The sequence below is a fragment of the Rubrivivax gelatinosus genome, from assembly GCF_016583785.1.
In the GTDB taxonomy this organism is placed as follows: Bacteria; Pseudomonadota; Gammaproteobacteria; order Burkholderiales; family Burkholderiaceae_C; genus Rubrivivax; species Rubrivivax gelatinosus_B.
Window position 1 is genome coordinate 42,673 of sequence record NZ_NRRU01000023.1, and the last position, 14,260, is coordinate 56,932.

Genomic DNA, 14,260 nt, shown 5'->3' on the forward strand with positions numbered 1-14,260 from the left:
CGATGGGTGCACTCTCCATTCGTTCGGTCCGCAAGGCCTTCGGCAAGACCGAAATCCTGAAAGGCATAGACATCGAGGTCGAGGCCGGCGACTTCCTGATCCTGGTCGGCCCCTCGGGCTGCGGCAAGAGCACGCTGCTGAACATGATCGCCGGGCTGGATGCGCCGAGCTCGGGCCGCATCCACATCGACGGCCGCGACGTCACCGACGTGCCCAGCAAGGACCGCGACATCGCGATGGTGTTCCAGAGCTACGCGCTCTACCCGAACATGAACGTGCGCCAGAACATCGCGTTCGCGCTCGAGATGCGCAAGGTGCCCAAGGCCGAGCGCGAGGCCGCGGTGCAGCGGGTCGCGAAGATGCTGCAGATCGACCACCTGCTGGACCGCAAGCCCGGCGCGCTGTCGGGCGGCCAGCGCCAGCGTGTGGCGATGGGCCGGGCGCTGGCGCGCGACCCCAAGCTCTTCCTGTTCGACGAGCCGCTGTCCAACCTCGACGCCAAGCTGCGCGTCGAGATGCGCGCCGAGATCAAGCTGCTGCACCTGCGCACCAAAACGACCACGGTCTACGTCACCCACGACCAGGTCGAGGCGATGACGCTGGGCGACCACATCGCGGTGATGAAGGACGGCGAGGTGCAGCAACTGGGCTCGCCGCACGAGATCTACACCCGGCCGGCGACCCGTTTCGTCGCCGAGTTCATCGGCTCGCCGGCGATGAACATGGTCGTCGCCCAGCGCAGCGCCGACGGCGGCCTGACGGCGGGCGGTTTCGCGCTGCCGCTCACCGCCGCGCAGCGCCAGGCGCTGGCTGGCGGCAGCGGCGAGGTGATCTACGGCCTGCGGCCCGAGAACCTGTGCCTGGGCGCCGCGGGCCTGCCGGGCGAACTCGTCATCGTCGAGCCCACCGGCCCCGAGACCTACATCACCGCGGCCACCACCGCCGGCAAGCTGACCGCGCGCCTGCCCGGCAGCGCCGAGGGCCGTGTCGGCGAGGCGGTGCAGCTGCACTGGGCGGCCGAACACGCGCATCTGTTCGACGCGGCGAGCGGCAAGCGGATCGGCTGAGAGGCAGGCACTTCCGGACAGCGGCGGCCGTCAGAGCGCAGAAGCGGCGCCCGGGCGGTTTGCAGCATCAGATGATGGCCTGCAGGCCCTTATCCGCGATGAGGTTCAGCAGTTTGAGCGCTGGGCCGGCCGGGCGTGTCTCCCCTTGCTCCCATTTGCGCACCGTCGAAGCCGTGGTGTGCAGGTGGAGCGCAAAAACCGGCTGGCTGAAGTTCAAGGCTTCACGCAGGCGCCTGATGTCGACGGCGTCGAACTGCCTCACGGGTGGTGGGCAGATCGTTTCGAACTCGCGCATCGTGACCTTGGCTATCGCTCCCGCTTCATGGAGCGCAGCCAGGTCGCCACGCAGGGATTCAATGATCTTGCTCACCATGCACCTCCAGCAGCACGCCCGTTTGCAGAGCTGTCGACAAGGCTTGGGCAGACAGTTCCAGGAACACCCTGCCGGCAAACTGCAGCGCCGCCTTCTCGTCCTGCGTGATGTTCGCCTTGTCGCTCTTGGAGAACCCATGCAGAAACACGTAGCGCCCGCCGATACGAGCCGACAGCAGCGTCCGGCAGCCGCTGCTCTTGCCCGCGCCCTGGCGAGCCAAACGCTTCTTGTAGAGACCGCCGCCCAGGTCGGCGTCGATCAGCCCGTTCTCCATTTCCTGCACGGCCTTGCACAAGGCTGCATCGGTCAGCTTCTCTCCCGCTTGCCACCGCGCGAAGTCCCTGCGCTTGAAGATCTGGGGCATTGCAGCCTCGAAATCATACCCGCTACGGGTAGTCTTCTGCTGGCTCCGTTCTGTCCGACGACGCCGGACATCGCGTTGCCAGGGCCAGCATGCGCCATGTGGACCGGACCACCAGGCCCCAAGAAGAAGGCCGCCCTCGGGCGGCCTTCTTGACTCAGTCGCGGTCCGCGCTCGCCCCCGCCGGCAGCACCCCGCCGCCCGGTTCGACCGCCGGTGCCGGCTTCGGCTTGCGCTCGCGCACCAGGTAGCTGTAGAGCACCGGCACGACGACCAGCGTCAGCAGCGTCGAGGTGATGACGCCGCCGATGATCGCGCGCCCCATCGGCGCCTGGATCTCGCCGCCGTCGTTCAGCGCCAGGGCCAGCGGCAGCATGCCGAAGACCATGGCCGCGGTCGTCATCACGATCGGCCGCATGCGTGTCAGGCCCGCCTGCAGCAGCGCGTCGGGCACGCTGGCGCCGTCGCGGCGCGCGTGGTTGGCGAAGTCGACCAGCAGGATCGCGTTCTTCGTCACCAGGCCCATCAGCATCACCAGGCCGATCATCGAGAAGACGTTGAGCGTCGAGCCCGAGACCAGCAGCGCCAGCATCACGCCGATCAGCGACAGCGGCAGCGAGGCCATGATCGCCACCGGCTGCACGAAGCTGCCGAACTGGCTGGCAAGCACGATGTAGATGAAGATCACCGCCAGCGCCATCGCGCCCAGCATGCCCTGGAAGGCCTCGTTCTGCTCCTGCGTCTGGCCGCCGACGTCGAAGGTGAAGCCCGGCGGCAGCGTCGTCTCGGCGATCAGCTTCTGCACGTCGGAGCCGACGTCGCCGGTGGGACGGCCCTTGACGCCGGCGAAGATCGCCTCGCGACGCTGCAGGTTCTGGCGCCGGATCACTTCCGGGTTCACCACCGGCTCGATCGCCGCGACCGCGTCCAGCGGGATCGGCGTGCCGTCCTTGGCGAAGGCCACCGGCAGCTTGCGCATCTGGTCGAGCTGCTCGCGCGAGGCCTGCGGCAGGCGCAGCAGCACCTCGACCTGCTCGCCGTCGGGCGTGGTCCAGTAGGTCGCGGCCTCGCCGTTGACGTAGGCGCGCAGGCTGGAGGCCAGCTGCGGCGCCGTGAGCCCGAGTTCGCGCACCGCCGCCGGCAGCAGCCGCACCGCGTAGGCCGGCACGCCCGGCTTGACCGAGAGTTCGACGTCGGTGATGCCCGGGATCTTCTTCACCTTCTCGGCGAACTCGCTGGCGACACGCGCCAGGCCCTCGGGGTCGTTGCCGAGGATGGCGACGTAGATCGGGCGGTCGAAGCCGACCGAGGTCTCGATGCCCGGGATCACCGCGATGCGTTCGCGGATCGCGTCCTCGATCTGCTTTTGCGAACGCGAGCGTTCGCGCCGGTCGACGAGGCCGATGTTCAGCGAGGCCTGGTTGCGCCCGGTCGACAGCCCCGTGCCCTGGCCGCCGACACTGGTAGCCACCGTCTTGACCTCGGGGAACGACGAGACGATCTCCTCGACCTGGCGCACCTTGGCGTCGCTGCGCTCCAGGCTCGAGCCCACCGGCATGCGCACCGCCAGCTGCGTGAAACCCTGGTCGGTCTGCGGCACGAACTCCGAGCCCACCAGCGGCGCCAGCAGCAGCGCGACGACGAAGCTGGCGCCGCCGGCGGCCATCACCAGGCCACGCGGCGTCAGCGTCGCCCAGCGCCAGCGCCGGGCTGCACTCTTGTCGCGCCGGCCGTCGGCGGCGAACGGGCGGCCGAAGGCCGGCAGCCCGAAGAGCCGCCAACGTTTCGGACCGAATGCCCAGTGCAGCAGGCGCTCGTAGACGGTGTGCAGCAGGTCCATGCCGCGGTCGACGCCACGCAGCGCGGCGCCGATCACCGGCAGCCGCGCCAGGCGCGCCGACGGCGGGTCGTGCCAGACGCTGGAGAGCATCGGGTCGAGCGTGAAGCTGACGAACAGGCTCACCAGCACCGCGACGACGACGGTGATGCCGAACGGATAGAAGAACTTGCCGATGATCCCGCCCATGAAGGCCACCGGCACGAACACCGCGCAGATCGCGAAGGTGGTCGCCATCACCGCCAGCCCGATCTCGCGCGTGCCTTCGTCGGCCGCGGTGCGGTGGTCCTTGCCCATGTGCACGTGGCGCACGATGTTCTCGCGCACGACGATGGCGTCGTCGATCAGCAGGCCGATGCACAGCGACAGCGCCATCATCGTCATGAAGTTCAGCGTGAAGCCGAAGGCCTGCACGGCGATGAAGCTGGAGATCACCGCGATCGGCAGCGTCAGCCCGGTGATCACGGTGCTGCGCCACGAATGCAGGAAGAGGAAGACGATGGCCACCGTCAGCAGCGCGCCTTCGATCAGCGTGTGGCGCAGGCCGGTGAGCGAGCCCTTGACCCAGTCGCTGGCGGCGTAGACCAGCTCCAGCTTGGTGTCCGGCGGCAGCGTGCGGCCGAGTTCGTCCATCGCCTTCTTCACCGATTCGCCGGTGGCGACGATGTTCGCGTCCTGCTGCTTGAAGACGTTGAAGTTGATCGCGGTGCGGCCGTTCAGGCGCGCCATCGAGTCGGGTTCACGCTCGCGCTCGACCAGCCGGCCCAGGTCGCCCAGGCGCAGCGGCAGGCCGTTGCGGTGGGCGACGATGACCTGCTCGAACTGGCGCGGGTCACGCACCCGGCCTTCGACACGCAGGATGGCGTCGGCCTTGTCGTTGCTGAGCAGGCCGACCGGCTCGTCGGCGTTGGCCTCGTCCAGCGCCTTGGCGATCTCGGCCGGCGTCACCGCGTAGGCGCGCAGGCGCTCGGGGTCGAGGTCGATGCGCACCTCGCGCAGCGCCAGGCCGCTGACGTCGACACGCGCGACACCTTCGACACGCTGCAGCCGGCGGCTGATGATCTGGTCGCCCAGGATCGACAGTTCACGCTGGCTGCGGGTGTCCGAGATCAGCGCCAGCGTCACGACCGGCTCCGAGTTCTCGCTGTCGAAGCGGCTGATCAGCGGCGGCTTGGCGTCGTCGGGGAAACGCGCCTGGGCGGCGGAGACGCGGTCGCGCACGTCCTGCATCGCGCGGCCCATGTCGGTGTCGAGCGTGAACTCGACGCTGGTCTGGCTGCGGCCCTCGAAACTGCGCGAGGTCAGGCGCTTGACGCCGGCGATGCCGTTGACCGATTCCTCCAGCGGTTTGGTGATCTCACGCTCGACCGCCTCGGGCGAAGCGCTCGGGTAGGAGACCTCGATGTAGGCGCCCGGCAGCGCGATGTCGGGCATCTGCTCGACGCCGAGCTTGGCGTACGAGAACAGCCCGAGCACGCACAGCGCGACCATGACCATGGTCGCGAAGACGGGGTTGTGGATCGCGACGCGGGTGATCCACATGGCTCACTCCACCCGCGCCGGGGCCGAGGCCGCAGCCGAAGCCACGGCCGCGCTGCCGCCGGCCGAGGCCACACGCGCCTTGGCGCCTTCGCGCAGGTTGTCGAAGCGTGCGGCGAGCACGGTCGCGTCGTCGGGCACGCCGCCGAGCAGCTCGACCCGGCCGCGGGCCTCGTCGCGGCGGCCAAGCTTGACTGCGCGCCGCGCGAGCACGCCGTTCTCGATCAGCCAGACCAGGTCCTGTCCGCCCAGCCGCGCGATCGCGTCGGCCGGCAGCGTCAGGCGTTCGCCGGCATCCTTCAGCGTCACCGCGGCGACCGCGTACTGTCCGGCGCGCAGGCGCTCGCCCGGGTTGGCGAGCGTGATCGTGACGCCGATCGAACGCGTGCCGGCCTCGGCCGCCGGGGCGATGCGCGCGAGGCGGCCGGTGAAGGCTTCGGCCAGACCTTCGACGCGCACTTCGGCCGTCATGCCGGGCACCAGCTTGCCGACCTCGTGCGTGCCGACGCTGCCGGCGAGCTCGAGCTCGCGGATGTCGACCACGGTCAGCAGCTGCTGCTCGGCAGCGAGCTTCTCGCCCGGCACCGCGTGGCGCTTGGCGACGATGCCCGAGATCGGCGCGATCAGCGCCGCCTCGTGCATCGTCGTGCGCACGGTGTCGCGCGCGGCGGCGGCGGCGTCGTAAGCACCGCGAGCGGTGTCGAGCGCAGCGCGCGAGTTCTCGAGCGCGATCGGCGAGATGAACTTCTGCTGCGCCAGGCGTTCGTTGGACTCGTGCGTGCGCTGCGCCTGCACCAGCGTCGCCTTGGCGGCGGCGAGCTGGGCGTCGCGTTCGGCGACGCGGCTGGCGAGCTCGCTCAGGTCCAGGCGCCCCAGCACCTGCCCGGCCTTGACGCGGCTGCCTTCGGCGACGTCCAGCGTCAGCAGCGTGCCGGCGGCCTTGGCGCGCACGATGGCGGTCTGCGGCGCAACCAGCGGGCCCGAGAACTCGATGCGTTCGGGCAGCGCGCTGCGCAGCGGCTTCGTCACCTCGCGGGCGGCGAACTCCAGCGGCGGCGGCCCGGCCGGGGCGCCGGCGGCGCGGCCGTTGCCGGCACCCTTCATCCAGATCGCGGCGCCACCCGCAGCCAGTGCCAGCGCGACGGCTGCCGACACCCAGATTCTCGTTCTCATGCAAAGCCTCCTGGCCACCCTCTCGGGGGCAGCGGGGCGAGTGTAAGAAGCCGTTCGATCCCCCTGGTACCCCTGCGACGAAGCGTGGGGGGCGCAGCATCAGCTGCGCTGGACGCCGACGGACGGTGGCGGCGGGCGACGAACTGCAGCCGCTGCCGCCTCAGGCCCGCGCCGACTCGTTGATGCGCCGCTCCAGGTCGGCGGCTTCCTGCGGCCGGCCGTAGAGCCAGCCCTGGCCGTGGTCGCAGCGCAGCCGCGTCATCAGCGCCGCCTGGCCGGCGGTCTCGATGCCTTCGGCGACGGTGACCATGTCAAGCGACTGGGCGACGCGGATCGTCGCCTCGATCAGCACGCGGTGGTACTCGATGCTCTCGGCGTGGGCGATGAAGCTGCGGTCGATCTTCACCGTGTCCACAGGCAGCAGGTGCAGGCAGGCGAGCGAGGAGTAGCCGGTGCCGAAGTCGTCGAGCGCCAGGCGCACGCCGATCTGCTTGAGCTGGCGCAGCGTGCCGCGCACGACCTCGTCCTGCGCCGCCAGCGTCTCGGTGACCTCCAGCTGCAGCATCGCCGGCGCCAGGCCGTTTTCGGCCAGCACCGACGCGACCAGCTCGACCAGCCCGGACGAGCGCAGCTGGGCGCGCGACAGGTTGACGTTGAGCTGGCGCGGCGCGCGCGGCCCCAGCCGTGTGCGCCAGTCGGCGAAGCAGGCGCAGGCGGTGCGCAGCACGAACTCGCCGATCGCGTCGATCAGCCCCACTTCCTCGGCGACAGCGATGAACTCGCCCGGCGTGACGACGCCGCGTGTCGGGTGGCGCCAGCGCACCAGCGCCTCGACGCCAGTGGCGCGCCCGCCGGGCAAGGCGACGATGGGCTGGTAGACGACGAAGAGCTCGCGCTCGCGCAGCGCGCGGCGCAGGTCGTTCTCGATCTCCAGCTGCTGCGCGACGCGTTCGTGCATCGCCGGGTCGAACACCATGCAGCAGTCGCGGCCGGCACGTTTGGCCTCGTACATCGCGGTGTCGGCGTCGCGCAGCAGGTCGTCGGGCGTGCGTGCATCGTCGCCGGCGACGACGACGCCGATGCTGACCGTCGACTGCACCGAGCGCCAGTTGATCGTGTAGGGCTCGGCCAGGTCGCACAGCAGGCGGTCGGTGATCGCACGCGCGTCCTCGACACGGGCGACACCGTCGAGCACGACGACGAACTCGTCGCCGCCCAGGCGCGCCGCGGTGTGCTCGCGGTCCAGGCGGGCGACGGCGTCGCCGGGGCGCAGCGCGGCCTCGATGCGCAGCGCCATCTGCTTGAGCAGTTCATCGCCCTCGCTGTGGCCGAGGGTGTCGTTGATCTGCTTGAAGCGGTCGAAGTCCATGAACAGCACCGCGAAGCCGTAGCCCGGGTGCCGGTGCGCATGGGCGATCGCACGTTCCAGGCGGCGGATCGCCGCGGCGCGGTTGGGCAGCCCGGTCAGCGCGTCGGTGCTGGCGGCGACGCGCAGGCGCTCGGCGAGCTCGTGTCGGCTGGTGACGTCGCTGGCCAGCGAGACGAAGCCGCAGTGCAAACCCTCTTCGTCGAGCAGCGGCTGCATGTCGACCTCGAACCAGGCATCGGGCGAGCGCTTGCGCAGCGTCAGCACCTCGAAACGCGCGCCCTTGCGCGCCAGCAGCGCCTCGTAGAACGGGGCGACGTCGCTCGGGTCGTTGCCCTTGCTGAACAGCGCGGCGTCGATCGGGCGGCCTCGCACGTCTTCCAGCGACCAGCCCGTGAGGCGGACGAAGGCGTCGTTGACCCACTCGATGCGGCTGTCCAGGCCGCTGACGACGACGACGTTGTCGGTGCGCGAGACGATCATCGCCAGGCGCTGCAGTTCACGCGTCTGCGCTGACAGGCGCTGGAGCTGGCCACGCAGCGCGCGCGCGGTCGGCACGGCCACCAGCAGCAGCACCGCCGCCAGCACCAGCAGCGTCAGGCCGACACCCCACTGCAGCATGCGCACCTGGTGCGAGCTGCGGGTGCGGGCCGCCTCCTGCAGCCGCTGGTAGAGCAGATCGGCGGCGGCGAGCGTCGGTTCGACCTCGGCCTGCACCGCGTTCGCCGCGACCTGGACGCTGGCGCTGTCGCCCCGGTCCAGGTGCCACATCATCGAGTCGGCGCGGTACCAGAGGCGTTCGCGGGCGCTCTGCCAGCGCGCCAGCGCCGCGTCGACGGCCGGGTCGGCGCCGCCCGACAACGAACGCTGCGCGTTCAGCAGGTTCTGCACCAGCAGCGCGTCGCTGCGCGAATTTTCGATCGCCTCGGACAGCAGCTCGGTGTCGGCCTTGGACCGCAGCTCGCCGCTTTCGGCCAGTGCCGCGAAGCGCCCGGCCTGCTGCGAGAAGATGCGCTGGGTGCCGGCGACGCCGACGAGATCGGCGTCGAGCGCACGTACACGCTCGAGCCGGCCGTTGTACCAGACCTGGAACGCTGCCAAGGCCACCAGCGAGACGAAGGTGAACAGCAGCGCGTAGCGGATGCGCAGATGCGCGCGGTCGACACTGACGGGCGTCGTCGACGTGGAAAGCATCGTGGCGGGGCTTACGAATCGGCGGCGCGGGCTGCGCCGTCCCGGATATCGGCCGTTTAGCCTCAGGCTGAAGCGTCCCTTGAGACGCAAAACTCATTTCGTTGTGCCTGCAGCGCGGCTATCGAGCCGCCCAGGCCGGCCAGGGCCGCGACCCAGAACACCGTCGTCAGGCCGTGGTGTTCGGCGATCCAGCCGCCGGCCAGGCCGCCGAGCACACCCGGTACGCCGTAACCCAGCACCGAATACAGCGCCTGGCCGCGGGTGCGCAGGGCCCCGGGGAAGTGGCGGCTCACCAGCACGATGCTCGCCGCGTGGTGGGCGGCGAAGCTCAAGGCGTGCAGCAGCTGCGCCGCGATCAGCAGCCCGGTGTGCCCCTCGGCCGCCGCCGTCATCGCGAAACGCAGCGCTGCCGCGAGCCCCGCCCAGCACAACCAGCGATGCGGGTCGAAGCGGCCCAGCGCGTGCCCCTGGAACCAGAAGAAGACGATCTCGACGACGATCGACACCGCCCAGAGCGCGCCGACGGCCGACTTCGCATAACCGCGCTCGTCCAGCAGCAGCGAGAAGAAGACGTAGAGCGCGGTGTGCGCCAGCACCGTCAGCGCCACCGAGACGAAGAACCAGGCCACCGCAGGGCGGCGCAGCACCGGCAGGATGGCCGGTGGCGCGGCCCGGGCCGCCGCCTCCGGGGTGCCTTCGGGCAGGCGCAGCACCACCACCAGCAGCGCCGCGTAGAGCGCGCCAAGCAGCAGCGGGAACAGGCCGATGCCCAGGCGCTGCAGCAGCGCGCCGGCGGCGAGCACCGAGACGACGAAACCGAGCGAGCCCCAGACCCGCACGCGGCCGTAACGGCGCGAGTCGAAGCCGCTGGCGCCGGTCAGCCGCGCCGCCAGCGCGGCTTCGCACAGCGGCACGATCGCGCCGTTGGCCAGGAACAGCAGCGTGGTGCAGGCGGCCACCGCCCACTCGCCGCGCACCACCAGGAAGCCGAGCGCGGCCAGCAGTGCCGCCGCGGCGGCGATGCGGATCAGCCGCACCCGCCGCCCGCCGTGGTCGGCGAGCCAGCCCCAGCCATAGGGCGCGACGACACGCGTCCAGCTCTGCAGCGAGGCCACCGCGCCGATCAGCAGGGTCGAAAAACCCAGCTCCTTGAACCACAGCGGCGCGTAGGGGTTGAAGAGCGCGATGCCGGCGAAGTAGACGAACCAGATCGCGCCGAAGGCGCCGGTGCCCGCCGCCGGCCGGGCCGGGAGGCCGGGAGTCAAACGCCGGCGGGGCGCGCGCCCGGGATGGCCGGCAGCGGCAGCTCGACGTCGCCGCACTGCGCACGCTGGCGCAGCACGTGTTCCATCACCACCAGCGCCAGCAGCGCCTCGGCGATCGGCGTCGCGCGGATGCCGACGCAGGGATCGTGGCGGCCGTGGGTCTCGACCGTCGTCGGCTGGCCGGCGCGGTCGATCGAGGCGCGCGGGATGCGGATCGAACTCGTCGGCTTGATCGCCAGGCGCACCACCAGTTCCTGCCCGGTCGAGATGCCGCCGAGCACGCCGCCGGCGTGGTTGCCGGCGAAACCTTCGGGCGTCAGCTCGTCGCCGTGTTCGCTGCCGCGCTGGGCGACGCAGGCGAAACCGGCGCCGATCTCGACGCCCTTGACCGCGTTCAGGCCCATCATCGCGTGCGCGATGTCCGCATCCAGGCGGTCGTACAGCGGCTCGCCCAGGCCGGCGGGCACGCCGCGGGCACGCACCTCGATGCGTGCGCCGCAGGAGTCGCCGGCCTTGCGCAGCGCGTCCATGAACGCTTCCAGGCGCGGGATGTCGCTGGCATTGGCGGCGAAGAAGTCGTTGCCGGCGATGTGCTCTTCGCCTTCGAACGGGATCTCGATCTCGCCGAGTGCGCTCATCCAGCCGGTGAAGCTGCAGCCGTGGCGCTCCTGCAGCCACTTGCGTGCGACGGCGCCGGCGGCGACGGTCGGCGCCGTCAGCCGCGCCGACGAACGCCCGCCGCCACGCGGGTCGCGCAGGCCGTACTTGCGCCAGTAGGCGTAGTCGGCGTGGCCGGGGCGGAAGGTGTCCAGCAGGTTGCCGTAATCCTTGCTGCGCTGGTCGGTGTTCTGGATCAGCAGCGCGATCGGCGTGCCGGTGGTCAGACCCTCGTAGACGCCGGACAGGATCTGCACCCGGTCGGCTTCCTGGCGCTGCGTGACGTGGCGGCTGGTGCCGGGGCGGCGGCGGTCGAGCTCGGGCTGGATGTCGGCCTCGGACAGCGCCATGCCGGGCGGGCAGCCGTCGATGACGCAGCCGATCGCCGGGCCGTGGCTCTCGCCGAAATTGGTGACGCGAAAGAGTTCGCCGAGGGTGCTGCCGGACATGGGAACGCTGCGTTGGGGGCAGCGGATTCTATGCGGCGGCCCCGGTGCGGCCGGCCTCAGGCCGTCGGCCGGGCGGTCGCGTCTTCCTCGGGCCAGTCCTTGATGTAGGCCTTCAGCATGCGGTTCTCGAAGTCCTGCGCGTCGACCACCGACTTGGCGACGTCGTAGAACGAGATCACGCCCATCAGCGTGCCGTGGTCCAGCACCGGCATGTAGCGCGCGTGGCGCAGCAGCATCATGCGGCGCACCTCGTCGAGGTTGGTCTCGGGCGTGCAGGTCAGCGGTGCGTCGTCCATCACCGAGCGCACGTGGCGCGTGCCGACACCGCCGTTGGCGACGACGGCGTTGATGACCTCGCGGAAGGTCAGCATGCCGACCAGGTCGCCGTGCTCCATCACCACCAGCGAGCCGACGTCGAACTCCGACATCGATTTCATCGCGTCGGCCAGCAGCTGGTCCGGCGAAACCGTGTACGTCGTGTTGCCCTTGACGCGCAGGATGTCGGTGACTTTCATGCGGTCAATATAGCCCACAATCGGCGCCCTCCTGCCCCGTGGAAGGTCAACGATGCCCGGTCCGTCAGACCCCGGATTCGACACCCTGGCGCTGCACGCCGGGGCCGCGCCCGACCCCGCCACCGGGGCACGCGCGGTGCCCATCCACCTGACGACGAGCTTCGTCTTCGACAGCGCCGAAGGCGCCGCCGCGCTCTTCGACCAGGAACGCTCGGGCCACGTCTACAGCCGCATCAGCAACCCGACGACGGCGGTGTTCGAGGAGCGCATGGCGGCACTGGAAGGCGGCGTCGGCGCCATCGCCACCGCCAGCGGCCAGGCCGCGCTGCACCTGGCGATCACGACGATCGCCGGCGCAGGTTGCCACCTCGTCGCCTCGCGTGCGCTCTACGGCGGCTCGCACAACCTGCTGGCTTACACGCTGCCGCGTTTCGGCATCGAGACGAGCTTCGTCGATCCCGGCGACCTCGACGCCTGGCGCGCCGCGATCCGGCCCGACACCCGGCTGCTGTTCGGCGAGACGCTGGGCAACCCGGGGCTGGAGGTGCTCGACATCCCGGCGGTGGCCGCCGTCGCGCACGACGCCGGGCTGCCGCTGCTGGTGGACTCGACCTTCACGACGCCCTGGCTGATCAAGCCGTTCGACCACGGCGCCGACCTCGTCTTCCATTCGGCGACCAAGTTCCTGTCGGGCCACGGCACCGTGATCGGCGGCGTGCTCGTCGACGGCGGCAGCTTCGACTGGGATGCCTCGGGGCGTTTCCCCGAGCTGACCGAGCCCTACGCCGGCTTTCACGGCATGGTGTTCAGCGAAGAGAGCACGGTCGCGGCCTTCCTGCTGCGCGCACGCCGCGAAGGCCTGCGCGACTTCGGCGCCTGCATGAGCCCGCACACCGCCTGGCTGGTGCTGCAGGGGCTGGAGACGCTGCCGCTGCGCATGGCGCGCCACGTGGACAACGCACGCCGCGTCGCCGAGTTCCTGGCCGGCCAGCCTTTCGTCGAAGGGGTGCGCCACCCGGAGCTGCCGGGCCACCCGAGCCACGAACTCGCCAAACGCCTGCTGCCGCGCGGCTGCGGCTCGGTGTTCAGCGTCGACCTGCGCGGCAGCCGCCGCCAGGGCCAGGCCTTCATCGAGGCGTTGCAGATCTTCTCGCACCTGGCCAACGTCGGCGACTGCCGCTCGCTCGTCATCCACCCGGCGTCGACGACGCATTTCCGCATGGACGACGCGGCGCTGGCCGCAGCCGGCATCCGCCCCGGCACGGTGCGGCTGTCGATCGGGCTGGAAGACCCGGCCGACCTGATCGAGGACCTGAAACGCGCGCTGAAGGCGGCGGAGCGTGCGGCATGAAGATTCCCGTCCACGGCCACGCGCTGTACGCCTACACCGGCGGTGTCGAGTTCGACCCCGCCCTGCCCTGCGTCGTCTTCGTGCACGGCGCGCTCAACGACCACAGCGTCTGGACACTGCTGGCGCGCTGGTTCGCGCACCACGGGCGTTCGGTGCTGGCGGTCGACCTGCCGGGCCACGGCCGCAGCGAGGGCCCGCCGCCGGCCAGTGTCGAAGCCGCAGCCGACACGATGCTGGCGCTGCTGGACGCTGCCGGCGTCGAACGTGCGGCCTTCGTCGGCCACAGCCTGGGCTCGCTGATCGCACTCGAGGCCGCGGCGCGTGCGCCCGGGCGCAGCACGCAGCTGGGCCTGATCGGCACCGCGTTCCCGATGAAGGTCAGCCCGGCGCTGCTGGCGACCGCACGCGAGAGCCCGCTGGCGGCGATCGACCTGGTCAACAGCTACTCGCTGTCGACGATCGCGGCCAAACCGTCGTACCCGGCGCCCGGTGCCTGGCTGCACGGCGCCCAGCGCGCGCTGATGCGCCGGCTGCAAGGCCAGGCCGAAGCCCAGGGGCTGAACCTGTTCGCGCACGACTTCGCGATCTGCGACGCGTATGGGCGGGGGCAGCCCTCACCCCCCGCCCTCTCCCGCGCGGCGGGAGAGGGAGCCACGTCGGCGCTGCGCTGCCCTGTGGCCGTCGTCGTCGGCGCCAAGGACACGATGACGCCGCCCAAGGCCGCGCGCGAACTGGCCGCGGCGCTGAACGCGCGTGTGACGACGCTGCCGGCCGGCCACTCGCTGATGGCCGAGGCACCCGACGGCGTGCTTGCGGCGCTGCGTGCGCTGCTCGATTGATCGGCTCCTGCGTCGACTGATCCTTCCGGCCGCGAACAGAGCGCCGCCCTCCCGGGCCGGCGCTCCCGCCCCGAACGGACTTCCACCCTCTCCCGCTTGCGGGAGAGGGCCGGCGTGGGGGCTGGGTGGCCGCCGCCGCGACACGCGCCCCGGACCGCAGCGCCGCCATGCCTAAAATGACCGTCCATCCTCAAAATGGATGGCTTGGGGCCCGCGGCGACGCCGCGGGCCCCAAGCCATCCATTTTGAGGATGGACGGTCATTTTAGGCATGG

The 14,260-nt window shown here is 70.9% G+C and carries 11 protein-coding genes; 3 read left to right on the plus strand and 8 right to left on the minus strand.

Annotated features, from left to right (window positions below):
- Positions 1-2 precede the first annotated feature (2 nt).
- Positions 3-1,067 carry an ABC transporter ATP-binding protein gene (locus CKO43_RS08155; RefSeq protein WP_200378361.1) on the plus strand — a complete coding sequence of 355 codons (1,065 nt, stop codon included), beginning with the start codon at positions 3-5 and terminating at the stop codon, positions 1,065-1,067.
- Between the two features lie 67 nt (positions 1,068-1,134).
- On the opposite strand, the gene CKO43_RS08160 is transcribed toward CKO43_RS08155, so the two are convergent.
- The 8 genes from CKO43_RS08160 to CKO43_RS08195 all read right to left on the minus strand — a co-directional run bounded on the left by CKO43_RS08160 (position 1,135) and on the right by CKO43_RS08195 (position 11,796).
- A complete protein-coding gene (locus CKO43_RS08160; RefSeq protein WP_200227600.1) occupies positions 1,135-1,437 on the minus strand; it encodes a helix-turn-helix domain-containing protein in 303 nt (100 codons plus the stop codon).
- Complete coding sequence (locus CKO43_RS08165) at positions 1,421-1,804, minus strand: type II toxin-antitoxin system RelE/ParE family toxin (RefSeq protein ID WP_200378362.1); 384 nt, start codon at positions 1,802-1,804, stop codon at positions 1,421-1,423. The genes CKO43_RS08160 and CKO43_RS08165 overlap by 17 nt, the downstream gene beginning before the upstream one ends.
- 154 nt (positions 1,805-1,958) lie before the next feature.
- Positions 1,959-5,180, minus strand: a complete 3,222-nt coding sequence (locus CKO43_RS08170) for an efflux RND transporter permease subunit (protein WP_200227602.1) — start codon at positions 5,178-5,180, stop codon at positions 1,959-1,961.
- 3 nt (positions 5,181-5,183) lie between these two features.
- A complete protein-coding gene (locus CKO43_RS08175; RefSeq protein ID WP_207184936.1) occupies positions 5,184-6,350 on the minus strand; it encodes an efflux RND transporter periplasmic adaptor subunit in 1,167 nt (388 codons plus the stop codon).
- A 160-nt stretch (positions 6,351-6,510) separates the two neighbouring features.
- Positions 6,511-8,910 (minus strand): putative bifunctional diguanylate cyclase/phosphodiesterase, encoded by a 2,400-nt coding sequence (locus tag CKO43_RS08180; protein WP_200378363.1) that lies wholly within the window; start codon positions 8,908-8,910, stop codon positions 6,511-6,513.
- 62 nt (positions 8,911-8,972) lie between these two features.
- Positions 8,973-10,175 carry an MFS transporter gene (locus tag CKO43_RS08185; protein ID WP_200378364.1) on the minus strand — a complete coding sequence of 401 codons (1,203 nt, stop codon included), beginning with the start codon at positions 10,173-10,175 and terminating at the stop codon, positions 8,973-8,975.
- A complete protein-coding gene (gene aroC / locus CKO43_RS08190; protein ID WP_200378365.1) occupies positions 10,172-11,281 on the minus strand; it encodes a chorismate synthase in 1,110 nt (369 codons plus the stop codon). The genes CKO43_RS08185 and aroC overlap by 4 nt, the downstream gene beginning before the upstream one ends.
- A gap of 56 nt (positions 11,282-11,337) precedes the next feature.
- A complete protein-coding gene (locus CKO43_RS08195) occupies positions 11,338-11,796 on the minus strand; it encodes a CBS domain-containing protein (protein WP_200378366.1) in 459 nt (152 codons plus the stop codon).
- A 52-nt stretch (positions 11,797-11,848) separates the two neighbouring features.
- Between CKO43_RS08195 and CKO43_RS08200 the strand changes: the two genes are divergently transcribed.
- Positions 11,849-13,147, plus strand: a complete 1,299-nt coding sequence (locus tag CKO43_RS08200) for an O-acetylhomoserine aminocarboxypropyltransferase (protein WP_200378367.1) — start codon at positions 11,849-11,851, stop codon at positions 13,145-13,147.
- Positions 13,144-13,986, plus strand: coding sequence for an alpha/beta fold hydrolase (locus tag CKO43_RS08205; protein WP_200378368.1), 843 nt, complete (start codon positions 13,144-13,146; stop codon positions 13,984-13,986). The genes CKO43_RS08200 and CKO43_RS08205 overlap by 4 nt, the downstream gene beginning before the upstream one ends.
- Positions 13,987-14,260 lie beyond the last annotated feature (274 nt).